18 protein-coding genes and 1 tRNA gene (1 of these 19 running past the window's edge) are annotated in these 22,350 nt (G+C 73.4%); 6 read left to right on the top strand and 13 right to left on the bottom strand.

What is annotated here, in order from left to right:
• Positions 1 to 584, bottom strand: partial view of a tyrosine--tRNA ligase gene (gene tyrS, locus H4O22_RS15220; protein ID WP_182524198.1) — the 5' end (the start) only. It extends 688 nt beyond the left edge of the window; 584 of the gene's 1,272 nt are visible here — the first part of the coding sequence; its start codon is at positions 582 to 584; its stop codon lies beyond the left edge, outside the window.
• A gap of 123 nt (positions 585 to 707) precedes the next feature.
• On the opposite strand from tyrS, the gene H4O22_RS15225 reads away from it, so the two are divergent.
• The 3 genes from H4O22_RS15225 to H4O22_RS15235 all read left to right on the top strand — a co-directional run bounded on the left by H4O22_RS15225 (position 708) and on the right by H4O22_RS15235 (position 5,678).
• Complete coding sequence (locus tag H4O22_RS15225; RefSeq protein WP_182524199.1) at positions 708 to 2,126, top strand: serine/threonine-protein kinase; 1,419 nt, start codon at positions 708 to 710, stop codon at positions 2,124 to 2,126.
• A gap of 49 nt (positions 2,127 to 2,175) precedes the next feature.
• On the top strand, positions 2,176 to 5,412 hold the full coding sequence (locus H4O22_RS15230; protein WP_182524200.1) for a response regulator: 3,237 nt from the start codon (positions 2,176 to 2,178) through the stop codon (positions 5,410 to 5,412).
• A gap of 62 nt (positions 5,413 to 5,474) precedes the next feature.
• Positions 5,475 to 5,678 carry a hypothetical protein gene (locus tag H4O22_RS15235; RefSeq protein WP_182524201.1) on the top strand — a complete coding sequence of 68 codons (204 nt, stop codon included), beginning with the start codon at positions 5,475 to 5,477 and terminating at the stop codon, positions 5,676 to 5,678.
• A gap of 74 nt (positions 5,679 to 5,752) precedes the next feature.
• Here the strand turns inward: H4O22_RS15235 and H4O22_RS15240 are convergent, their stop codons facing one another.
• The 3 genes from H4O22_RS15240 to H4O22_RS15250 form a co-directional block, all read right to left on the bottom strand.
• A complete protein-coding gene (locus H4O22_RS15240) occupies positions 5,753 to 6,961 on the bottom strand; it encodes a serine hydrolase domain-containing protein (protein WP_227466427.1) in 1,209 nt (402 codons plus the stop codon).
• Between the two features lie 147 nt (positions 6,962 to 7,108).
• Positions 7,109 to 7,777, bottom strand: a complete 669-nt coding sequence (locus tag H4O22_RS15245) for a response regulator (protein WP_220451420.1) — start codon at positions 7,775 to 7,777, stop codon at positions 7,109 to 7,111.
• The gene (locus H4O22_RS15250) at positions 7,771 to 8,919 is read right to left on the bottom strand and encodes a sensor histidine kinase (RefSeq protein ID WP_182524203.1); all 1,149 of its coding nucleotides are present in this window, start codon (positions 8,917 to 8,919) and stop codon (positions 7,771 to 7,773) included. Before H4O22_RS15250 ends, H4O22_RS15245 begins: the two co-directional genes overlap by 7 nt.
• Before the next feature lie 575 nt (positions 8,920 to 9,494).
• Between H4O22_RS15250 and H4O22_RS15255 the strand changes: the two genes are divergently transcribed.
• A complete protein-coding gene (locus H4O22_RS15255) occupies positions 9,495 to 9,761 on the top strand; it encodes a hypothetical protein (RefSeq protein ID WP_182527257.1) in 267 nt (88 codons plus the stop codon).
• A 25-nt stretch (positions 9,762 to 9,786) separates the two neighbouring features.
• On the opposite strand, the gene H4O22_RS15260 is transcribed toward H4O22_RS15255, so the two are convergent.
• Positions 9,787 to 10,161, bottom strand: coding sequence for a YciI family protein (locus H4O22_RS15260; protein WP_182524204.1), 375 nt, complete (start codon positions 10,159 to 10,161; stop codon positions 9,787 to 9,789).
• Between the two features lie 176 nt (positions 10,162 to 10,337).
• Entirely contained in the window at positions 10,338 to 11,000 is a 663-nt protein-coding gene (locus H4O22_RS15265; RefSeq protein ID WP_220451176.1) for a DUF6629 family protein, read from the bottom strand.
• Between the two features lie 124 nt (positions 11,001 to 11,124).
• On the opposite strand from H4O22_RS15265, the gene H4O22_RS15270 reads away from it, so the two are divergent.
• Positions 11,125 to 11,197, top strand: a tRNA-Ile gene (locus tag H4O22_RS15270).
• A gap of 32 nt (positions 11,198 to 11,229) precedes the next feature.
• On the opposite strand, the gene H4O22_RS15275 is transcribed toward H4O22_RS15270, so the two are convergent.
• From H4O22_RS15275 to H4O22_RS15290, 4 genes are all read right to left on the bottom strand, one after another.
• Positions 11,230 to 12,666, bottom strand: a complete 1,437-nt coding sequence (locus tag H4O22_RS15275; RefSeq protein ID WP_182524206.1) for a right-handed parallel beta-helix repeat-containing protein — start codon at positions 12,664 to 12,666, stop codon at positions 11,230 to 11,232.
• A 28-nt stretch (positions 12,667 to 12,694) separates the two neighbouring features.
• Positions 12,695 to 15,286 carry a glycoside hydrolase family 3 C-terminal domain-containing protein gene (locus tag H4O22_RS15280; protein ID WP_182524207.1) on the bottom strand — a complete coding sequence of 864 codons (2,592 nt, stop codon included), beginning with the start codon at positions 15,284 to 15,286 and terminating at the stop codon, positions 12,695 to 12,697.
• Positions 15,287 to 15,627: 341 nt separating this feature from the next.
• Positions 15,628 to 15,819: a hypothetical protein gene (locus H4O22_RS15285; protein WP_182524208.1), complete on the bottom strand. Its 192-nt coding sequence runs from the start codon at positions 15,817 to 15,819 to the stop codon at positions 15,628 to 15,630.
• Between the two features lie 76 nt (positions 15,820 to 15,895).
• A complete protein-coding gene (locus tag H4O22_RS15290; RefSeq protein WP_182524209.1) occupies positions 15,896 to 16,855 on the bottom strand; it encodes an ArsR/SmtB family transcription factor in 960 nt (319 codons plus the stop codon).
• A 57-nt stretch (positions 16,856 to 16,912) separates the two neighbouring features.
• Between H4O22_RS15290 and H4O22_RS15295 the strand changes: the two genes are divergently transcribed.
• Positions 16,913 to 18,178, top strand: coding sequence for an MFS transporter (locus tag H4O22_RS15295; protein WP_220451177.1), 1,266 nt, complete (start codon positions 16,913 to 16,915; stop codon positions 18,176 to 18,178).
• On the opposite strand, the gene H4O22_RS15300 is transcribed toward H4O22_RS15295, so the two are convergent.
• From H4O22_RS15300 to H4O22_RS15310, 3 genes are all read right to left on the bottom strand, one after another.
• The gene (locus tag H4O22_RS15300; RefSeq protein ID WP_182524210.1) at positions 18,175 to 19,212 is read right to left on the bottom strand and encodes a CNNM domain-containing protein; all 1,038 of its coding nucleotides are present in this window, start codon (positions 19,210 to 19,212) and stop codon (positions 18,175 to 18,177) included. The genes H4O22_RS15295 and H4O22_RS15300 overlap by 4 nt on opposite strands.
• Positions 19,212 to 20,570 (bottom strand): hemolysin family protein, encoded by a 1,359-nt coding sequence (locus tag H4O22_RS15305; protein WP_182524211.1) that lies wholly within the window; start codon positions 20,568 to 20,570, stop codon positions 19,212 to 19,214. The genes H4O22_RS15300 and H4O22_RS15305 overlap by 1 nt, the downstream gene beginning before the upstream one ends.
• Before the next feature lie 132 nt (positions 20,571 to 20,702).
• Positions 20,703 to 22,349, bottom strand: a complete 1,647-nt coding sequence (locus H4O22_RS15310; protein ID WP_182524212.1) for an LCP family protein — start codon at positions 22,347 to 22,349, stop codon at positions 20,703 to 20,705.
• Position 22,350 lies beyond the last annotated feature (1 nt).

The raw sequence follows: 22,350 nt of genomic DNA on the forward strand, positions 1-22,350 counted from the left end.
GAGCCGCCGAACTGCAGCGTCACGCCGTGCCGCCGGTACAGCTCGAGGAAGTCGAGGGACTGGAGGAGCACGTAGCTGAACTCGGTGTAGCTGATCCCGGCCTCGAGGCGGGTGCGGACGACGTCGCGCGCGAGCATCCGGTTGACCGGGAAGTGCTTCCCGATGTCGCGCAGGAAGTCGATCGTCGACAGGTTCGCCGTCCAGTCGTAGTTGTCGACCATGGTGGCGGCGTTCTCACCGTCGAAGGAGAGGAACGGCTCGATCTGCCGGCGTACCCGGCCCACCCAGTCGCGCACCGTCTCCGGGGAGTTGAGCGTGCGCTCCCCCGACTCCCGCGGGTCGCCGATCATGCCGGTGGCGCCGCCCACCAGGACGTACGGCGTGTGGCCGGCGCGCTGGAGCCGCATCGCGGTCACGATCTGGAGCAGGTTGCCCATGTGCAGGCTGGGCGCGGTCGGGTCGAAGCCGACGTAGTAGCGCACGCTCCCCCCGGCGAGCGCCTCGCGCAGCGCGTCGAGGTCCGTGGCGTGCGCGACGAGGCCGCGCCACTCCAGGTCGTCGAGGAGGGTGGGGTCGAGGGGCACGGTGAGCCTTCCGGGCTTGAGGGGTACCGTCCCCCCCAGCCTGCCGCATCGCTCCCGGCCGCGCCCAGCGGGTTGTCGGACGGGCACGCTCTACAGTGACGTCGGCACGGGAGGTAGCGCACGGTGATCGCAGGCAGGTACGCGCTCGACCACGAGGTCGGTCGCGGCGGCATGGGTGCCGTGTGGCTGGGTCGTGACGAGGTGCTCGGCCGACCCGTCGCCATCAAGCGGATCGGCATGGCCCCGGTCGGCACGCCCGCCGGCGGTGCCCTCCCCGACCAGCGCGCCGAGCGCGAGGCCCGGCTGGCCGCCCGGCTCAGCCACCCCCACGTGGTCGCGGTCTTCGACCTCGTCGAGGAGGACGGCGCCCAGTGGCTGGTGATGGAGTACGTCGAGGGGTCGACGCTCGCGCAGCTCGTGCGCGACCGGGGCCCGCTTCCCCCGGACGAGGCGGCCGCCCTGCTCGGTCAGGCCGCCGACGGTCTCGCGGCCGCGCACGCGGCCGGGATCGTGCACCGTGACGTGAAGCCCTCCAACATCCTGGTGACCGCCGACGGCCAGGTGAAGCTCTCCGACTTCGGCATCGCCCGCGCGGAGGCCGACCCCACGCTGACCCAGACCGGCCTGGTGACCGGCTCGCCGGCGTACCTCGCCCCGGAGGTCGCCTCCGGCCGCACCGCCACCGACGCCAGCGACGTCTGGTCGCTCGGCGCCACGCTCTACCACGCGCTGTCGGGCCACCCGCCGTACGAGGTCGGGGACAACCTGCTGGGCACGCTGTACCGGATCGTGCACGAGGAGCCGCCGCGCCTGCCCGACGCCGGGTGGCTCGCTCCCCTGCTCGAGGCCACGATGACGCGCGACCCCGAGGACCGCTGGTCGATGGCGCAGGTGCGCGACGTCCTGCAGGCCGGTCCGGGCGGCACGCTGCCCGCCCGCCGGACCCGCGTGCTCGCCCACGACCCCGAGACCACCCAGGCGATGCCCGGCCCGGCGCCGATCCCGCCGCCGACCCCGCCGCCCACCGCGACCCCCGATGAGCGCCGCCTCGGGCGCTGGCTGGTGCCCGCCCTGCTGGCGGTGACGCTCGCGGCGCTCGCGGGAGTCGTCGCGTTCTTCCTCGGCCTCGGCGACGACGAGGAGGCCCCCCAGCGCCCGGCCACGCAGGCCCCGAGCGCGTCCGCGCCGGCGTCGTCCCCGTCGCCGCCGACGCCGTCCCCGAGCGAGGGCGCCACCGCGGAGGGGATGGCGCAGTTCGCCGAGACCTACGTGACCACGGCCGCGCGGGACCCCCGCGCCGGATTCGCGCTGCTCACGCCGGAGTTCCAGGAGGCGAGCGGCGGTTTCACCGGGTACGACGGGTTCTGGGGCGCGGTGAAGCGGGTCCGCGACATCGAGGTGATCGACGCCGACCCGACCGACCTCGTCGTCACCTACTCCTACACCTACCAGCTCGAGCAGGGGCCGCCCGTCCCTGACCGGGTCAGCCTGCGCCTCTCCTACCGTGACGGGGAGTACCGCGTCGCGGGTGAGCTCCCCTGACCGGCGCGGTCGCCACGCCGGGCGCCCTATCGTGACTGCAGGAGGTGGCATGGAGCTGGCCGGCCTGTACCGGGACATCGTCGAGTCCTCCCCCGACGGCATCTGGGTCTTCGACCTCGAGGGGCGGACGGTGTTCGCGAACGCCGCCATCGTCGAGATGTACGGCGCGGGGCCCGGCGAGCCGGGTCCGGAGACGGTCTTCGAGACCCTCGACGAGCAGGGACGGCGCCAGTTCGCCGAGCACCTCGACCGCGTGCGCGACGGCTACCTCAACGACGCCGAGGTCGAGGTGAACTTCGTGCGCCGGGACGGCACCTCGCTGTGGACGCTGGTGCGGGAGAGCGTGCTGCGCGACGCCGACGGCCGAGTCACCGCCGTCCTGCACCGGTTCAGCGACTACGAGGCCCGACGAGCGGTGCTCGAGGACCTCTACGAGAGCCGGCTGCGGCTCTCCGAGGCCCAGCGGATCGCCCGGATCGGCAGCTGGCAGTGGGACGTCGCCACCGGGGTGGTCGTCGGGTCGCCCGAGCTCTTCGAGCTCTACGGCACGACCCGCGCCGACTCCACGATCAGCATCGACGAGTTCTTCGACGCCGTCCACGAGGACGACCGGGAGACCGTCCGGTCCGCCCTCGACGACGCGCTCGAGCGCACCGGGGAGCTGGCGTTCGTCGCCCGGGTCCGGGGCCGCGACGACTGGGTCTGGACCCGGGGCCGCGGCGTCGTCCACCGGGACCCGGACGGCCGGGTCCTGATGTCCGGGACCCACCAGGACATCACCGAGGCCCGGCTCGCGGAGATCGCCCTGGAGGACCAGGTCGCGCAGAACACCCTGATGCAGGCCGTGGCCAGCGCGGCCAACGAGGCCGGGACGCTGGCCGAGGTGCTCGGGCACGCCCGGTCCCTGGTGCTCCTGCACGACGACTGGGAGCGCTGCCGCGGGTTCGTGCCCAGCGAGGACGGCGAGACCATGGTCCCCCTGTACGTCACCGAGGAGGACCGCCTCGCCGACGAGGCGACGCCGGAGCAGTCGGCCATGGAGGCCGAGCTCGCGCACGCGGCGTACCGGTCCCGGACCTCGGTGTGGGAACCCGAGCAGCGGCTGACCATCGCCTTCCCCGTCCTGCTGGCCGACGAGGTCTGCGCGGTCGTGACCCTGACGTCGGCGCCGCCGCTCTACCGCCACGACATGATCCGCGCGATGGCCGAGCAGGTGGCCGTCCAGCTGGGCCGGGTGGCCGAGCGCGAGCGCGCCCAGCGCGAGCTCGCCGACGCCCGCGACCAGGCGATGGAGGCGTCGCGGCAGAAGTCCGACTTCCTCGCGACGATGAGCCACGAGATCCGCACGCCGCTCAACGGGGTGATCGGGCTCAACGACCTGCTGCTGCGCACCGAGCTGACGCCCGACCAGCTGCGGCTCGCCTCCGGCGTGCAGGTGGCCAGCCGCGCCCTGCTCTCGGTGATCAACGACGTCCTGGACTTCTCCAAGATCGAGGCCGGCCGGCTCGAGCTGGAGGTGCTCGACTTCGAGGTCCGCCCGCTGCTGGACCGGGTCCTCGGCGTCCTCGCCGAGACCGCCCGGTCCAAGGGGCTCGAGCTCTCGGGCTCCTGCCACCCCGACGTCCCCGAGGTGCTGGCCGGCGACCCGACCCGGATCTCCCAGGTGCTGACGAACCTGGTCTCCAACGCGGTGAAGTTCACCGACCGCGGCGAGGTCTTCGTGCGGGCGACGTCCGAGCCGGGCCCCGACGACACCACGGTGCTGCGGGTCGAGGTCACCGACACCGGGGTCGGGGTCGACGAGGGCGAGGTGGAGAAGCTGTTCGCGCCGTTCGCCCAGGCCGACGCCTCCACCACCCGCGTGTACGGCGGCACCGGGCTCGGGCTGGCGATCTCCCGGGAGATCGTCGAGGCCCTCGGCGGGACGATCACCTACGCGCCCAACCCGGGCGGCGGCAGCGTCTTCGGCTTCACCGCCGTCCTCGGCCCCCCGTCCGGCACCCTGGTCGACGTCGAGGACGAGTACGCCCGCACCTGGCTGGCCGGGACCCGCGTCCTGGTCGTCGACGACAACGCGCACAACCGGCTGGTGCTCGACGAGCAGCTCGCCCGGTGGCGGGTCCGGGCGACGAGCGTCGGGTCGGCGGCCGCGGCGGTCCGGGAGCTCGAGTCGGCCCTCGCCGCCGGCGACCCGTACGACGCCGCGCTCCTGGACCTCGCGATGCCGCTGCGCGACGGGCTCTCCCTGGCCGCCGACGTCAGCGCCCGTGCCGGCCTGAGCGAGACGGTGCTGCTGATGCTGACCTCGCACGCCGACATCGACCCCGAGACGGCGCGCGCCGCAGGCATCACGGAGTGCCACACCAAGCCCGTCCTCGCCGGCACCCTGCGGGGGGCCCTGCTCGAGCACGTCGCCGGCGTCGGCGGCCGGTCGAGCGCTCCCGCGCCCGTGGCGGCCCCGGGCCCGCGGCGTCGGCGGGTGCTGGTGGTCGAGGACAACCCGGTCAACCAGATGGTGGCGGTGGGTCTGCTGGAGTCGCTGGGGTACGCGGCCGAGACCGCCGACGACGGGTTGGCCGCGCTCGACATCCTGAAGCGGACCAGCTTCGACCTGATCCTCATGGACGTGCAGATGCCCCGCCTGGACGGGTACGCCGCGACCCGCGAGCTGCGCGCCCGGGAGGCCGCCGACGGCACCCGCGTGCCCGTCGTCGCGATGACCGCCACCGCGGTCGAGGGCGAGCGCGAGCGCTGCCTGGCGGCCGGGATGGACGACTTCCTCACCAAGCCTGTCGATCCCACGGCGATGGCCTCCGTGCTGGCAGGCTGGCTCGACGGCACGACCGCACCAGCGCCCCCGCCCCCGCCCCCCGAACCCGTAACGGAGCCGACTGTGAACCCGTCCTCGCCGGTCGACGGCCTCGACCTCGAGCGTCTCGACATGCTGCGCGACCTCGACCCGGGGACCACGACGTACCTCGACCGGGCCATCGGCAACTTCATGGCCAACACCCCCGGCGCGGTCGAGGACATCCGGGCGGCCATCGCCGCGGGCGACGCGCCGGCCCTGCGGGCGGCGGCGCACAAGCTCGCGGGCAGCGCCCTCAACCTGGGCGTGCCGTACGCCGGGGAGGCGGCGCAGCGGATCGAGCTGCTGGCCGACACCGGCACCTGCGACGGCGCGGCGGAGCTCGTGCCGGGACTCGAGGAGATCCTGGAGCGCGCCCGCGTCGGCCTCCGCGCCTACCAGGCGGCGTACCAGGCCGGGGACAGCGCGCCCGCCTGAGCGGACGCCCCGAGGGGTACGGGATCCCCCGGACACGTCATCGGACCACGGAGGGACACCCCATGAAGAGCATCATCGCCCTGCTCGTCGTCGCCTGGCTGGTCATCGGCGCCGTCGCGGCGTTCCAGCGGGGCTACTTCGGCGACGACCGGGACGTCAGCTGCAAGACCGCAGCGGACACGGCCCTGACCGTCGTCGCCGGGCCGCTCAACTACGTCGGCGTCAACCCCAAGGTGAAGTGCAACGTGCCCGAGCCCTCGAAGTGACACCGGAGTGACACAGGACGGAGGGGCCGGCGCACCTGGTGCGCCGGCCCCTCCGTCCTGGTGTCTTCGCTCGGTCAGGACCGGCAGATCGCGGTGTCCACCGCCCGGTTGACGTCGGACACCATGCCCAAGGTGTTGGGCAGCCCGTTGACGGCCACGACCGCCCACCGGCCGTCGGGGGTCACCAGGTTGCGGGTCTCGAAGCCCTGGATGTCGCCGCCGTGGCCCCAGCCCCGGACGTCGCAGGAGAGTCGGCGGGTGGTGAGGCCGAGGCCGTAGCGCCACCCGGGGCCCGGGTCGAAGTGGGGCGCCCGGACGGTCTTCTTCATCTCGCGCAGCTGCGCGGGGGGCAGCAGCTCGCCGCCGAGCAGCGCGGTCATGAAGCGGCCGAGGTCCCGCGGCGAGCCCACGAGCTTGCCGGCCGCCCAGCCGAACGACGGGTCCATCCGGGTCAGGTCGACCCAGGGGTCGCCCGGCTTCTCGGCGAGGTAGCCCCGGGGGTGGCGGCCGCGGATCCCCTGCTCGCCGGTCTCCGGCCAGTAGGTGTCCTCGAGCCCGATCTCGTCGATGATGCGGCGCTCGATCTCCTCGCCGATCGGGCGTCCGGTGATCCGCTGCGCGAGCAGGCCCAGGACGATGTAGTTGGTGTTGCTGTACTCCCAGCGGGTGCCGGGCCGGAAGTGCCGGCGCTCGGCGAGGGCCGCCTCGACCAGCTCGTGCGGCTCGACGTAGGTGCGTGCCATGGAGAGCAGCGTCCCGCCGCCCTCGAGGACGATGCTGTCGTAGTCCGGGAGGCCGGAGGTCTGCTGCAGGAGCTGGCGCACGGTGATCCGCCGTCCGTTGTTCCCGTGGCCGCGGATCAGGCCGGGCAGGTAGGTCTCGACCGGCTCGGCGAGGTCCACGCGCCCCTCGGCCACGAGCTGCAGGACCACGGTGGCGGTGAACGTCTTGTTGTTGCTGCCGAGCCGGACCCGGGGATCGCGCGGGATGGGTCGCCCGGTCCGGAGGTCGCCGGCGCCGGCGCGGTAGGTGCGGACCTTCCCGTCGCCGCCGCGGACCGTCGCGATCGCCCCGGGCAGGCCGGTGCGGCTGACCAGCCGGTCGACCGCTCGCTGGATGGCGGCGTCCCGGCCGCGCTTGCCGCGCTCGGGGGCGGCCGGGGCGGCCGGGGCGGCCGAGGCCGCCGGGTCGGCGTGGGCTCCCGCCGGCGTCCCGCCGGTGAGTGCCGTGACGGACATGGCGGCGGCCAGGACGGCCAGACCGGTGCTGCGGACGAAGGACATCAGGTGCTCCTGGAGTCGTCGGGAGTGATGTCCACGACGCTAGGGAGCCCGAGCGGCCCCTACGAGACCCGAAGGACGCAACCCCAGGACCTCCATCCTTCGATGCAGGCAGGTACGCCGAGTCGGCGCTTGTGTCCGCCCCGCCGGTCAGCCGGGGAGGTCGACGATCCGGTTCTGGTAGGCCCAGACGGCGGCCTGCAGCCGCGAGCGGACCCCGAGCTTGGGCAGGATCCGGGCCAGGTGCGACTTCACCGTCGAGACCTCGAGGACCAGCGACTGCGCGATCTCCTCGTTCGACATGCCCTGGGCCAGGAGCAGCACGATGTCGAGCTCGCGGGGGGTCAGCAGGTCGGTGCCGCGGGCCGCCGTGACGGGCTGGGTACGCCGCCGGCTCAGCACCTCCCCCACCACCCGCTTGGTGAGCGAGTCGTCCAGGGTCCCGTTGCCGGCGGCGACCGAGCGCACGGCACGCACCAGGACCTCGGGGTCGGCGTCCTTGAGCTGGAAGCCGGCCGCCCCCGCTTCGAGCGCCCCGAAGAGGTAGTCGTCGATCTCGAAGGTCGTGAGCACCAGGACCGGGATCGGGTCCGGAACGTCGGGTCCGCTCAGCGCGCGGGTGGCGGCGATGCCGTCCAGCACCGGCATCCGGATGTCCATGCAGACGACGTCGGGACGCAGCCGCTGGGCGACCTCGACCGCCTCCCGGCCGTCGGCCGCCGTACCGACGACCTCGAGGTCCGGCTCCAGGCCCAGCAGCGTCACCAGCCCGGTGCGCACCAGCGGCTGGTCGTCGGCGACCACGACTCGGATCACGATGTCTCCCTCTCGCGCGGGACCCGCAGGGTGACCTGCCACCCGCCGTCCTCGGTGGGTCCGGCGTCCAGGGTGGCACCGGTGAGCTGGGCCCGCTCGCGCATGCCCAGCAGCCCGAACCCGCTGCCGCCGGACGCGGGAGGTACGGCGGGCGCGGGCGCGTTCCGGACGGTCACCACCACGGCGTCGTCGGCCCGGGCGTCCACGGTGACCCGGCACGGCGCGCCGGGTGCGTGCCGGCCGGCGTTGGCCAGCGCCTCCTGGACGGCGCGGTACGCCGCGAGCTGCGCCAGCGGTCCCACGTCCCGGCCCAGGTCCGGCTCCTCGCCGAGCACCGTCAGCTCGACGTCCCGCCCGGTGGCCGTCACCTCGGCCACCAGGTGGCGGATGCCCGCCACCGTCTCGGGCCGCGCGTCGGCGTCCGGCTCCCGGACACGGAGCAGCCCGACGAGGCTGCGAAGGTCGCGGAGGACCGCGGTGCTCTGCGACCGCACCTGGTGGACCGCCTGCTTGGCGCCGGCGGGGTCGGTGTCGATCTGCCGCTCGACCGCGCCGGCGAGCACGGCGATCCCGGTCAGGTGGTGCGCCGCGATGTCGTGGAGCTCGCGCGCCATGTCGGCCCGCTCGCGCGCGACGGCCGCCTCCACGAGGGCGTCCTGCTCCCGGGCGATCGCCTCGGCCTGCGCGGCGCGGGCGCGCACGCTCTCTCGCAGCGCACCGACCCACGAGCCCACGACCACGGCCGCCCCGATGGTCAGCAGCGCCTGCAGGAGGGAGAAGCCCAGGGCCCCGGCCCGGGAGAGACCCACGTCGGCCGCGACCAGGACCCCCGCCAGGGTCATGCAGGCCGCGACGACCGCGAGCGCCGGCACCAGGCTGCGGACCGGCCGGGACGAGGCGGCGGCGTACACCGCCGTCACGATCGCCAGCGAGCCGATGCTGGTCGCGTCCGCGGCCCCGGCGAGCGCGAGCAGGGGCACCGGCACCGCCACGCCCACGAGCGCCGCTCGTGGCCGGTGACCTGCGGCCAGCAGCGCAGCCGCCTGCGCGAGGAGGCCGGGCGCGGTGAGCCACCAGGCGGTCCCACCCGGCGCCGGGGCGACCACCGCCGGGTCGTCCGTCGTGGACGCCGCGACGAGGAGCACGATCGCGAGAGTCCCGCAGCCGACGGCTGCGGCGACCGTGGAGAGCCTGGGCGACGACGGACGCGACGTACCCACCTCCTCGACTTCGCGGGTGCCGGTCGAGGGTAGCGAGGTCCGCCGCGGGAGGCGTGCGGGACGGAGCCGTCGGAGCCCGGCCGGTTCGGGGAGGATCTCCGGCGCCTGGTGCCGGAGAAGCTCCCAGGTCGAGCAGCACAGTCGCGGGTCGGGCGCCTCACACGTCGGAGCCGTGGGCACCGTCTTCGAGAAGGCCCTGGTCGCGGAGGGTCTCGAGCCACTCCCTCGTCGCCTGCACCTGTCTCCGCCTGCCAGGCAACGGCCACCAGACAGCGCGCCGCAGGGTGCGTTCGTACGTCACCATCGTGGCGTCCACGTCGAGCCGCCCGTCGACGAAGACGAGGGACGTCTGGAGCCCGCGATCGCCCCCGGACCGCGACTCCCCGAACGACCCACCGCCGGACGTCGATGCGCGCTCCCCACGGCCCATGACTCGATCATCGGGCAGCGAGGACTGGTTGTCTCGGGGACTCAGCGGGCTAGGGGACAGGCCCGGCGCGGTGGAGACCGGGATACAGGCCGCTCAGGTCCTGCCCGATCGCCGACTTGAGCCCCTGGCTCGTCTCCATCTCTGCGCGAACGTCGTCGAGGGGAGCGTCGAGTGCCTCGCCGCGTTCATCGACACGATTCTCACCGGCATGGCCACGCAGGCCCGCGACGGAGCGACCCGTCAGGAGCTGGAGGCCGCTGCGGCGTTGGCGATGACGGCCTGGCCCACCGGCGCCGCGGCCATGGTCCAGGTGCCCGTCGACGACGACAGGTCGTGAGCGAGGGCGACGGCGGCCCCCTGACTCATCGCCCGGGCACGAGCGCCTGCAGAGAGCCGGACTTGAACCGGCGTACCTCCTGCGGCCAGCCGCACCCCTCGGCCACCCGTCCCGCCCACCGGCGCGCGGACTCGTCGTCGGGCACGTCGACGATGGTCAGCCCGCCGAGCCACTCCTTGGTCTCCGCGAACGGCCCGTCGGTGACGACCAGCTCGCCACTCGTGGCGTCCGCGGCCGCCGCCTCCTCGAGCTCCTCGACCAGTCCCCCGGCGTAGACCAGGACGCCTTGGTCCTGCATCTCCCGCACGACCGCCCGGGACGGCTCCGCCCGGCTCTCGAACCACGTCTCGTCGTGGTCGCCGACCCACTGCTGGTTGAAGTAGATGAGGTAGTGAGGCATCCCGGTCCCCTTCGTCGGGCGGACCTGGTGCCCGCCGTACCTACGCTACGAACGGCGGCCGGCGAATACGACACTCGCGCTTGAGCGTGTCGGGCGTGATCGGCCCGAGGTGTCGAGCCAGGACGGCCCGTGGTGCCCCGAGACCGCCCGGAGCGCGACAGGTACGGCGTGCCGCCTCAGGCCGGCACCACTGCCTGACCCTCGAGGCGGTGGAGGTCGGGCAGCCTTCGGCGCAGCACCATGTGCACGGCGACCAGCGTGGAGGTCAACGCCGCATAGACGCACCACAGCGACGCGAAAGCCTGGACGTAGACGATGGCGACGACCGTGAGCCCGACCAGGTTGAGCAGTCCGAAGGCGACGATCGAGGGGTAGCCCGACAGCACCGACGGGCCGATCACCGCCACGATGTACAGCACGGCCCACATCGTCCCGTACGTCAGGTCGACGTCGTAGACCAGTGCGTGCGGCTCCTCCCTCACCTGGACCGGGCCGTCGAGCACCGCCCAGAGCAGGTACGCCGCGACCACTGCGCCGAGGACGACGAACGGCGCCACCCGCCGGCGCCTCCCCTGAGGCTCGAGCAAGAGCACCGCGAGCGGCACCAGGATCGGCAGGACCGGGAAGGCGACGAGGACGTAGATCATCGCGGCGGCGTGCTGGACACCGGCCGAGACGTCGTCGGACGCGCCGCTCCAGACGAGGGCCTCGGTCAGCTGGTGGAGCGCGAAGAGCAACGGCAGCGACGCGAACGGCAGCTCCCGGACCGTCCGCACCTCACGCAGGCAGACCGCAGCGACGGGGAGCAGGCCCACGCCAGCGGTCAGATCGGCGCTCATCGAGAAGCACATCTCTCGGCCGGTTCCCCGGTCCGGCGGACGCAAGCCCCGAGGATCAGCGGTTGCAGCGGCCGAGCAGGGCTCCGCCCGTGCGACCACCCCTACTAGGCTGCTCGCGCACCTCGGGCCGGTAGCTCAGCTGGCAGAGCAGGAAACTCATAATTTCCCACGCGCGGGTTCGAGCCCCGCCCGGCCCACTGGCGCGCCTGCCGACGTACGCGGAACGGAATCACGGTGCACCCTCATCGACCTCAGCCCCCTCCGCGACGCGCAACCGGGTGCCCTCGACGTCGAGGGCGTTGCCGGTGATCTCGATGTCGCGCCCCGCCTCGACGAGGATGCCGCTCGCAAGGCCGGTGAGTCGGTTCCCGGCGATGAGCACCCGGGTGGCGACGCCCGCGCCCCGGCCGTCGGCGCCGTCGTCCTCGGTCACCGAGATCGCCCAGAACTCCTCATCGGCGCCGGTGACCGTGTTGTCGCGCACGACCGTCCCGGGTGCGTTGCGCAGCTCGATGCCCACCTCGGAGTCACGGCGCCCGACGATCTCGTTGTCCTCGATGAGGGTGTCGGGGGTGCCGAGGATGACGAGCACGCCCTGCCGGTTGCCGACCAGACGGTTGTCGTGGATCCAGTTGCCCTCGCCGCTCGCGTCGTGCCGGTTCTCCTCTCCTCCCGAGTTGCCCAGGGCGACGGCGGCGGCGTCGCCGCCGGTGACCGTGTTGCCGCGGATCTCGTTGAGGTACTCCCCCTCGCCGTGCAGGTCGATGGCGTCCAGGACGCCGCCGTCGACGACGTTGTCGGCGACCAGGTTGTGGTGGGTGGGGAACTGCAACAGGATGCCGTGGCGCAGGTGCCTGCCGTCGAGGTGGTTGTCCACCACCACGTTGTGCCGCGAGTCGTTGCGAGCCCCTGGGTCGCGCTGGTCCGGCTTGCCCTCGACCACGATGCCGTAGCCCGACCCGCCGGGACCGACGCTGGTGGCGTCGGCGACGCGGCAGCCGGTCACGGTCACCTCGCGGCTGGCCTTCACCGTGATGCCGTGCCGCTGGAACAGCTCCACGGAGACGTCGTCGACGAGCACCCTCCGGCTGCCCTCCCCGTCGTCCTCGCCGATCTGCACGCCGTACATCGGCCCTCCGCCGGGGCCCTCCTCGTCCGGGTCGGTGCCGAGGTCTCCGTCGTGCTCCGAGCTGATGGTGACGCCGCTGACCGTGGCGTCCTCGACGCCCGCGCCGCGCACGACCGCACTGCCCTCCTCCCCGTCGAACGACGTGCGGAGCACCGTGGCGCTGCTGCCCGCGCCGCGCAGGAGCACGCCGTCGGCGAGCAGCAGGTTCGCGTCCTCGTCGCCGGGCTCGGCGGACCTCAGGTCGTAGACCCCGGCGGGAAGGACCACCTCGTCGCCCGGCTCCGCCGTGGCCAACGCTTCCCGGATGGCGGGAGCGTCGTCCCCGGTGCCCGGCTCCGGGTCGGCACCCAGGTCCGTGACGTCGTAGGACGTCCCGGTCGGGCCGGCCGGCACGGGGACCTCGACAGGTGTCCCGTCGGGGCCGACCAGTCCGGCCGAGGGCGCGGCCCGGGGGCCGGCGGGATCATCGCCGCTGCAGGCGGTCAGGGAGACCACGAGCAGGCAGACGACGATCCCGCAGCCCCGAAGGGGCCCCACCTCGAGGGACTCGACCGCGACCCTCGCGCTACCTCCTCCGGACCTGGACCACCAGCGACCTGGTGGCTCGCTTCGAGACCTCCGAGCCCTGGTAGACGAGGCGGAGCCGGTGGGTGCCCGGCGTGAGCCGGGGCATCGTCACCTGCGCGACGCCGCGGGCGTTGAGCGTGTCGCGGCCGAGCCCGGCACCGCGCTCCCTGACCACGACCTGGCCCGTGGCCGGCCTCCCGGCCGAGACGACCCGGAAGGTGACCCGGGCCCGGCTCCTCGTGGTCACCGGGCGCGGGCGCACGGTCGGCTTCGTGATCCGCGAGGGCGACTTGGCGACCTTGCCGATGTTCAGCCGCACGGCCTGGCGCAGCGGGGTGCTCTCGGAGGATCCGCCGACGTGCACGGTGAAGCGCCCCTTCGGCGTCACCCATTCCCCGTCCGCCCAGCGCCGGAGGTCGTCGGGATCCTCGGGCGTGAAGTAGGAGAGCGGGTGGTTGGACGCGCCGGCGTCCAGGACCGTCGAGACGCGCTTGCTCTCGCCGGGCTCGAGGTCGACCTTCTCGAACCCGACCAGGCGGTTGAAGTCCTCGCGGGCCTCACGGGGGAGCCTCAGGTACACCTGCGAGGCTTCCCTGCCGGCGACCTCGCCGGTGTTGGTCACGGTGTAGCTGACCCGCAGGCCGGTCTGCCGCTTGTTCCGGCGGACCTTCTCCACCGCGAGGTCGCGGTAGCCGAAGGTCGTGTAGGACTCCCCGTAGCCGAACGGGAACAGCGGCTCGGTGCCGGTCGCCTGGTACCACCGGTAGCCCATCTTCAGCCCCTCGGTGTAGCGCACGACCCGCTGCGGCTCACCGGGGATGGGGTCACGACCGATGCCACCGGGCGACCCGGTGTCCTCCTTGTAGCCCGGGTACTGCTCCTGGCTCGCGTACGCCGCCTCCCGGTCGGTCTTCCCCCAGGTGACCGGCAGCTTGCCGGAGAAGTTGTTGACCCCGAACAGCGCCTCGGCCACCACGTTGCCGTCCTCCTGGCCGGGGTACCACGCCTCCACCAGGGTGTCGACCTGGTCGATCCACGGCATGTTCACCTGGCCCTGGGTCTTCAGCACCGTGACCGTGTCCGGGACGGCCTCGAGCACGCGGGGGGCCAGCTGCTGCTGGTTGGTGCCCGTCACCGTGGGCAGATCGAGGTCGGGGACCTCGTTCGCGGCACCCGAGGCGCCGCCGCTGGGGTTCTCGTCCTGCCAGTTGCTGTTCTTGTCCCACGTCTCGCGGGCGACGTCACCGAGCATCAGGATGGTCACGTCGGAGTTCCGGGCCAGCTGGACGGCGCTGTCGATGTTGTTGCCGTTGTTGTAGGTGACCGTGGCGTCGGAGCCCAGCGAGCTGAGGACGTTCTGCAGGCCCTGCCGGGGGGTGACCTCGTACGGCGCGTTGACCGAGACGTTGTTCGTCCGGTCACCGCTGCGCGGCGGCAGCGTCGCCTCGCCGGCGAACCACCTGGCGCCGATCAGCGCCACCGAGTCGATCGCGCCGGCATCGAGCGGCAGGATGTCGCGCTCGTTGCGCAGCAGCACGAGGCTCTCCTCCGCCGCGTCCTTGGCGACCTGGGCGTGGGTGCCGCCCTGGACCATCTCGTCCTCGAGCTGGTCCCAGGTGAACTCCGTGTGCGGGTCGTCGAAGTCGCCGTACTCGAACATCTTGATGTAGCGCTCGCGCAGCATGTCGTCGATGTCGGCCTCGGTGATCTCGCCGTCCCTGATCGCCTCCCTGACGAGGTCGGGCGCGTACCACTCCGGCGCCTCGTCGACCTCGACGTCGGTGCCGGCGAGGATCGAGGGCACGGTGCTCTGCGCAGCGCGCCGGTCGGAGAAGACGTAGCCGTCGAAGCCCCACCGATCACGCAGGGTCTGGCGCAGCAGGGGCTTGCTCTCGCAGTTGTAGGTGAAGTTCACCTGCCCGTAGGCGCACATCACGGACGCGACGTCGGCGTCCTTGACGGCCATCTCGAACGGCAGCAGGTAGAGCTCGTTCATCGCCCGGGAGGGGACCCGGATCGCCGCGGTCCACCGCTCGAACTGGAACTCGCTGTCGTTGGCGACGAAGTGCTTGGCCGTCGCCTGGCTCACCTTGCGCTGCTGGATGCCGCGGATGATCTGTGACGCGAGAGCACCGGTCAGGTACGGGTCCTCGCTGAAGAACTCGTTGTTGCGCCCGCCGTACGGCGTGCGGATCAGGTTCAGGACCGGGCCCCAGAGCACCTGGTGCGCCCAGGCCCGCAGCTCGACGTCGAGCACCTGACCCCAGCGCAGGTTCATGCCACGGTCGAACGTGGCCGCCGAGGAGATCTGAGCGGGCAGCGCGGTCGCGGTCGGCTCCGGGAGGCAGTCGCCACCCCGGATGCCGGTCCCGCCGTTGGCCATCCGGAAGTCGGGGATCGCCAGCTCTGGGATGCCCTCGATGTGACGGCCGATCAGGGTGAAGTCACAGCCGACGCCGTTGTCCGGGTCCCCGTCGTCGAGGTCGTCGTTGTAGACGGGTCGGTTGAAGATCTGCTCGAGCTTCTGGTCCAAGGTCATCGCGTCCAGCAGGAGCGCGGTCCGCTCGACTGCCGGGAGGCTGGTGTCCATCCACGGAAGCTCCTCCTGGGCCGTGGCTGGCTGGCTCATGGTGGTGGCCCCGAGGGTCGTCACCAAGGCGAGGGCGGAGAGTGCGCTGACGACTTTTCTCTTCATGGGCTACGTCCCATCCATCCGTGGGGTGACGTGAATCACTCAACGATGCGCCTCTCCGGGCCTGGCTTCAAGGCACGCCGGACGGGGTCGCGAGGCATCCGGATCGCATCGCGAGGCACCGCACACCAACCCACGAAAACTCGGCCGAACGGGGCTCGATCGGGTCTCGCGGGCAGTCCGCGACGCACCCGCCCGGACCCGGGCACGGGTGGCCCCCCATCCACCCACCGGGCGGGCTAGCGGAGCGAGTCAGGGCCGCGGCGGCGGAGCAGCGCCTCGCCGATGTCCACGAGGCCGAGGATGCCGAGGACGACGCCGAGCGGCCGCCCCCGGAACCAGAGGAGCTCGGCATCGGCGAACCCCAGGGCCACCACGGCGCCGACGACGACCAGCCCGACACCGACGACCACCTGCGCCACGAAGCTCATGCCCCGGACCCTGCCCCAGGTCGTCGGGCCTCCGCATCGGCGGATGGCAGGGGACGACCCCAGACCAAAGTCGCGCTCAGCCGCCGCGGACCAGCCGGTCCCCCAGGTCCGAGCGCAGGTACAGCACCGCGCGCCCGTGCCGTGCCGAGGTGAGCAGCCCGGCGGCGCGCAGGGCGCGCAGGTGCTGGTTGACCGCGCTCGTGGTGACGCCGAGACGTACGCCGAGCTCGGTCGAGGAGGCCGGGGACTCCAGCACCACCAGCAGCTGGGCACGGGCGGCGCCGAGCACGTCGACGAGCGCCTGCGGACCGGCGACCCGGTCGTCCGGCAGCCAGAGCGTCCCGACGCCGCGGGCGGCGTACATGACCTGCGGCGGCTGCTCGGCGGTGATCGGCGTCGATCCCCCGCGCGAGAAGATCGACGGCACCAGCGTGAGCCCCGCCCCGGTGGTCGTACGCCGGTAGCCGCCCCGGCCGGTCGTCGACACCTGGACCACGTTCCCGACGAGCCGCACCCGCACGCTGAGGTCGTCGAACATCGCCGCCAGCCCGCGCTGCGCGATGACCCGTCCCCGGTGGGCGACGTCGCCCTCGAGCACGGTCCGCATCCGCGGCCACCACGGCGCGAAGCAGGTCTCCCAGAACTCCCGCACGGCCCGGACGACCCGGGCCAGCACCCGGTCGCTCCGCCCGGCCAGGACGGGTGGCAGCGGGTCGTGCACCTCGAGCAGCTTGCCGCGCACCACCCGGCCCGGCAGCGCGGCGACCAGCGCCAGCTCGTCGTCGAACCGGGTGAGCGGCGAGGTCGGCAGCGGGTGCAGGAAGTCCGGCGTCCACAGCCGCTCGTTGGTCAGCGCGGTGAGCACCTCGGTGTCCAGGCCGGCCCGGGCGGACTCGGTCATCCGCAGCCAGGGCAGGTGCTGGGGGTAGCGGCCCGGGTCCCGGAACACCCGCAGACCGAGGCCGAGCTCGTTGAGCGGTGAGATCGCGAAGCGCACCGCGCCCAGGTCGAGCCCCTCCAGCTCGTACTCGATCATGTAGCCGGACGCTACATCGTTGGCGGCACCGGCGAGCGGCGTGGGACAACAGGGCACGTGCTGAAGCGGACCCTCCTGCCCGACGACCCCGTCGCCCGGGCCCTGTCGCTGGCCACCATGGCCGCCTCCCTCTCGACCGGCCTCTTCTACAGCGTCAGCGCGCTGTACTTCACCACCGTCATCGGGCTCTCGGCCACGACCGTGGGCACCGGGCTGACGATCGCGGGCGCCGCCGGGGTGGCCGGTTCGTACGGCGGGGGCCGGCTCGCCGACCGGTTCGGCCCCGACCGGGTGCAGCAGGTCTCGACCGTCGTCCAGGCGCTGGCCATCCTCGCCTACGCCTGGGCCGACGACACCGTCTCGTTCGTGCTCGTCGCCTGCGTGGCGGTCGCGTCCCGTGCGGTGCAGGGCACCGCGAAGCAGACCCTGCTGGCGCGCTGGTTCACCGGACCCGACCGGGTCCAGGTCCGCGCCCGCCTCCGGGTGGTCACCAACGTCTTCATCGGCCTCGGCACCGCGCTCGCGGCGATCGCCCTGCTGGTCGGCACCGCCACGGCGTACCGGAGCACCCTGGTCGCCGTCGGCGTCGGCACCCTGGTCGCGGCCGTGCCGCTCGGCGGGCTGCGCCAGCGCGTGGACGGGCTCGCCGCCGCGCTCCGCCCGGTCCGGGGACGGCACGCGCTCCCGGACGCCCCGCTCGGCCGCTCCCCCCTGACCGACCGCACCTACCTGACCGTCACCGCGCTCACGTCGGTGATGGCGATGCAGTTCGGCCTGCAGAACGTCGGCGTCCCGCTCTGGGTCGCCCACCACACCGAGGCGCCGGACGTGATGGTCTCGGTCCTGCTCCTGCTCAACACCGTGCTGGTCGCGCTGCTCCAGGTGCGGGCCTCCCGCGGCACGCACGAGGTCGCCACCGCCGGCCGCGCCGTACGACGCGCGGGCCTGCTGCTCGCGGTGGCCTGCCTGCTCCTGGCCGCCTCCGGCTCGGTCGGGGTGGTGGCGGCGATCGTCCTGCTGCTGGTCGCCGAGGTGACCAGCACGATGGCCGAGATCCTCTCCGAGGCCGGCACCTGGGGGCTGGCCTTCGAGCTGGCCGACCCGCTCAGCGCCGGCGCCTACCAGGGGGTCAGCCAGATGGGGTACTCGGTGGCCGGCATGGTCGCGCCGCTGGTCATCACGGTCACCGCCATCGCCCACGGGGCGCTCGGCTGGCTGTTCCTCGGCGGGGTGTTCCTCACCGCCGGCGTGCTCGTCGCCGTGGTCGCGGCGCGCGCGGCTCGCGTGCCCGTGGCCGCGCCCGCGGTCGGGGCCGCCGCCTAGGTCGTCGCCGGCACCGGGACGGGCTCCGCGCGCAGCGGGAACAGCCGGGTCAGCAGGTCGGCGATGGTCACCAGGCCGCGCACCCGGTCGGGGTCCGCGGGCTCGGTCACGACCGCCAGCTGGTTGCTGCTCTCCCGCATCCGCGCGAGCGCGGCGTACACCGTGGTGGTGCTCGGCAGGGACAGCACCGGCCGGGCGAGCGGCGCGATCGGGCCCGCCTCGTCCTCGTCGAGGGTGTCCCGCACGTGCACCACGCCCACCGGTCGCTCGGGCGGACCGACCAGGATCCGCAGGTGGCCGGTGCGGCGGCTCGCGGCCTGCACGTCGCGCACCCGCGCGCCCTCGGGCACGGCGGTCGGGACCGTCGCGCGCAGCAGGTCGCCGAGGGTGAGCGTCTCGAGCTCGAGGGCCCCCGAGAGCTGGGTGGAGTACGACGCGTCCAGCGCGCCGACGTTGGCGGAGTGCTCCACGAGCTCGCGCAGCCCGGCGGTGTCCTGCCCGGCGCCCATCTCGTCGGTGGGGTCGACCCCCACCCGGCGCAGGCACCAGTTGGCGGACTCGTTGAGCGCCCGCAGCAGCGGGCGGGTCAGCCACATGAACCCGCGCATCGGGATCGCCAGCAGCGTCGCCGACCGCTCCGGGTGGGCGATGGCCCACGACTTGGGGGCCATCTCCCCGACCACGAGGTGCAGGAAGGTGACGACGATCAGGGCGAGCACGAAGCCGGCCACGTCGGCGAGCCACAGCGCGACGCCCCAGTCCTCGAAGAGCGGCGTGAGCCAGTGGTGGACGGCCGGCTTGGTGGTCGCGCCCAGCGCCAGCACGCTGATCGTGATCCCCAGCTGGGAGCCGGCGAGCAGGACGGTCAGCTCCGAGGAGCTGCGCAGCGCGGCCCGGGCGGAGCGGCTGGTGGCCGCGGCGTCCTCGAGCCGGTGCTTCTTGGCGGCCATCAGGGCGAACTCGACGGCCACGAAGAACGCGCTGGCGGCGATGATGACGACGGTGACGACGGCCACCAGGAACGGGTTCTCCATCAGGACGTCTCCTCGGTCTCGTGCTGGATGAGGGTGACGCGGACGGTCGCGGGGACGTGCTGGTCCACCTCGACCACCTCCAGGCGGGCGAGCCGCGGGAGCGGCGTGCCGTCCTGGACCAGGTCGGCCGGGTCGTCGGGCAGGCGGATCTCGACGACGGTGCCCGCGGCGGGCAGCCGTCCGTGCTCGGCGATGACCAGACCGGCCAGGGTCTGGTAGTCGCCCTCCGGGAGGTCCTGGCCGAGGGTGCGCTCCACCTCGTCGAGCGGCAGGTCGCCGGGCACCAGCCAGGAGTCCACGGCGTCGTGGACCGCGACCGGCTCGTGCTCGTCGTGCTCGTCGGCGAGCTCGCCGACCAGCTCCTCGGCGAGGTCCTCCAGCGTGAGCACGCCGACGAAGCCGCCGTACTCGTCGACGACCGCGGCCAGCTCGTTGCGGGTGCTGGCCAGCTCCTCGAGCGCGTCGGGCAGCGACATCCGGGTGGGCACGACCAGCGGCGGCCGGGTCACGTCCGCCAGCGTGGTCGTGGGTCCGGCGGCGAGCACGTCGCCGAGGTGGACGACGCCGACGACGCCCTGCTCGGCGTCCGTGACGGGGTAGCGGGAGTGGCCGGTGGCCATCAGCCGGCGTACGTCGGCGATCGCGGACCCCTCGGCCACGACGTCGACGCGGGTGCGCGGCACCATCGCGTGCTCGACGTCGCGGGTGGGGAAGTCGAGGACGCGCTCGAGGAGCACCGAGAGCTCCGGGTCGAGGTCGCCGCTCTCCCGGGAGTCGGCCACGATGTGCTCCAGGTCGCGCGCGGTGGCGGAGTGCTCGACGTCGTGGACCGGCTCGATCCGCAGCACCCGGAGCAGCAGGTTGGACGACTGGTCGAAGACCCAGATCAGCGGTCCGGCGACCCGCAGGTAGCCCAGCGTCGAGAGCGCCAGCCGGTCCGCCACCGGCTCGGGGCGGGCGATGGCGAGGTTCTTGGGGAACAGCTCGCCGAAGAGCATCTGCACGAGCGTGGAGAAGACCAGCGCGAGCACGGTGCCGATCGCGATGCCCACGGCCGTCGGCACGCCGACCCCGCCGAGCAGCTCGCCGAGGGAGTCGCCGATCAGCGGCTCGGCGACGTACCCGACGAGCAGGCCGGTCACCGTGATGCCCAGCTGGGCGCCCGAGAGCATGAACGAGGTCCGCCGGGTGACCGCCAGCGCGCGCCCGGCGGCCGCGTCACCGGCCGCCGCGCGCGCCTTGAGTCGCGAGCGGTCGACGGCCATGTAGGCGAACTCCTGGGCCACGAAGTAGCCCGTGACGGCGGTGATCGCGAGCACCACGAGCAGCCCCAGGAGGAGCGAGAGGATCGTCGTCATCGGCCACCTCCCTCGGTGCCGACGGAGACGTCAGCGCGGTGCGGGGTGGCCTGGACTGGTCGAGGTCGCTTCTTGCGCATGGTTCAGGGTGAACGAACGGCGACGCCGGGATCGTTCCCCTGCAGGTGCGGATCAGCCCGTGGCGGCGACCACACTCGCGTCCGGGTCGTAGGCACAGGAGTCCTCGGCGTCCACGGCCGCGCCGGGCTCCGGCTCGGGGGGCTCGCTGGGGTCGGTCGGCGTCGGGTCGGGATCGGCTGGGTCGGGGTCCGTGGGCCGGTCGCGGCGCTTCGGGGGGTCGATCGCGTCGGCCACCCGGTCCTGCACCCACGCGAAGTCGGGGTCGCCGGAGAAGAACTCCTCCGAGGCCCGGAAGACGACCGAGCGCACCTGGGCGTTCTTCACCTTGAGCGCGAGCTCGACGAACGCCGGCACCAGGTCGAGCGGGATGTCGCTGTAGACGATCTCCTTGCCCGCCGCGGCGAGCGCCTGGTAGCGCCGGATCAGGTTGGCGGGGTCGGCCGCCTCGATGATCGCGTCGATGGTGCAGCGCTGCCGCTCCATCCGCTCGTAGTCGTCGGAGCCCCAGCGCCCCCGCGCGAACCACAGCGCGTGGAACCCGTCGAGGTGCTGGTCGGGGCCGGGGTCGATGTAACCGGTCGGCGGGATCCCGGCGTCGGTGTCGCCGTTGATGGCGACCGGCTCGTTGACGTTCACGGTGATCCCGCCCATCGCGTCGACCACCTCCTCGAACCCCTTGAGGTTGACCAGCACGTAGTAGTCGACCGGGACCCCGAGGCTGCCCTCGACGGCCTGCTTCACCGCGTCGGCGCCCTCGTTCTCGCTCCTGCCGAGGACGCCGGGGTGGCGGGTCGGGATCTGCCCGTAGATCGCGTTGAGCATGTAGAAGCCGTCGTCCTCCGGGCCGGAGTAGCCCTCGGGGTAGAGGTCGTGGAGCGGGCTGTCCTCGGGGAACTGCGCGTTCATCATGTTGCGCGGCAGGCTGAACATCACGGTGCGACCGGTGCCGGTGTCCATGCTGACCAGCACCACCGTGTCGGTGCGGACGCCGGTGCGTCCCTCGCCGCCGTCGCCGCCGAGCAGCAGCACGTTGACCCGCTCGCGCCCGCCCCACGGGTCCTCGCGGCTGACGTCGCGCGGCGCGGTCGCGCTGGTGTTGCCCTCGAAGACCGTCTCGACCAGGTCGGCCTGCACCAGGGCGTACCGCGCGGCGAGCGCGAACGGGAAGCCCACCAGCAGGCACAGCGCCAGCACGAAGGCGTGGCCGACGGCGGTCTGCCAGCGCTCCCGCTCCCGCGGCCGGACCTGCCGGTAGGTCAGGTAGACGACGCAGACCCAGACCAGCAGCCCGACCGCGAGCAGCGCGGCGGCCACCTGGAGCCGGGTCGGGCTGAACACGAAGTCGAGGACCGCCTCGAGGTCGCGGCCGACGTACCAGGCGCCGCCGGCGAGGACGGCGACCGCGGGCAGCAGCACGCACCACCCGAGGAGCCGGCGCCCGCTCCACAGGAACCCCGACCCCGGCAGCAGCGCGCCGAGCAGGGTCACGCCGAGGGTGCCGGGCAGGCCGTGCGTGCGCCGGAACCGGCGGCGGGCGATCCGGGTCCCGGGACGGTTCGCGCGCCGCGCCCGATCGGCCGCGGCGGCCGCGGCGGCCGCCGACCTCCGCGACCGGCGTACGACGCGCGCCGACTCCGCCTTGCGGCGCCCGGGCTGCGGGCGAGGCGCGGCAGGCGGGGAGGGCGGGGTCTCGGACATG

The organism is Nocardioides dongkuii, from assembly GCF_014127485.1.
Taxonomy (GTDB): Bacteria; Actinomycetota; Actinomycetes; order Propionibacteriales; family Nocardioidaceae; genus Nocardioides; species Nocardioides dongkuii.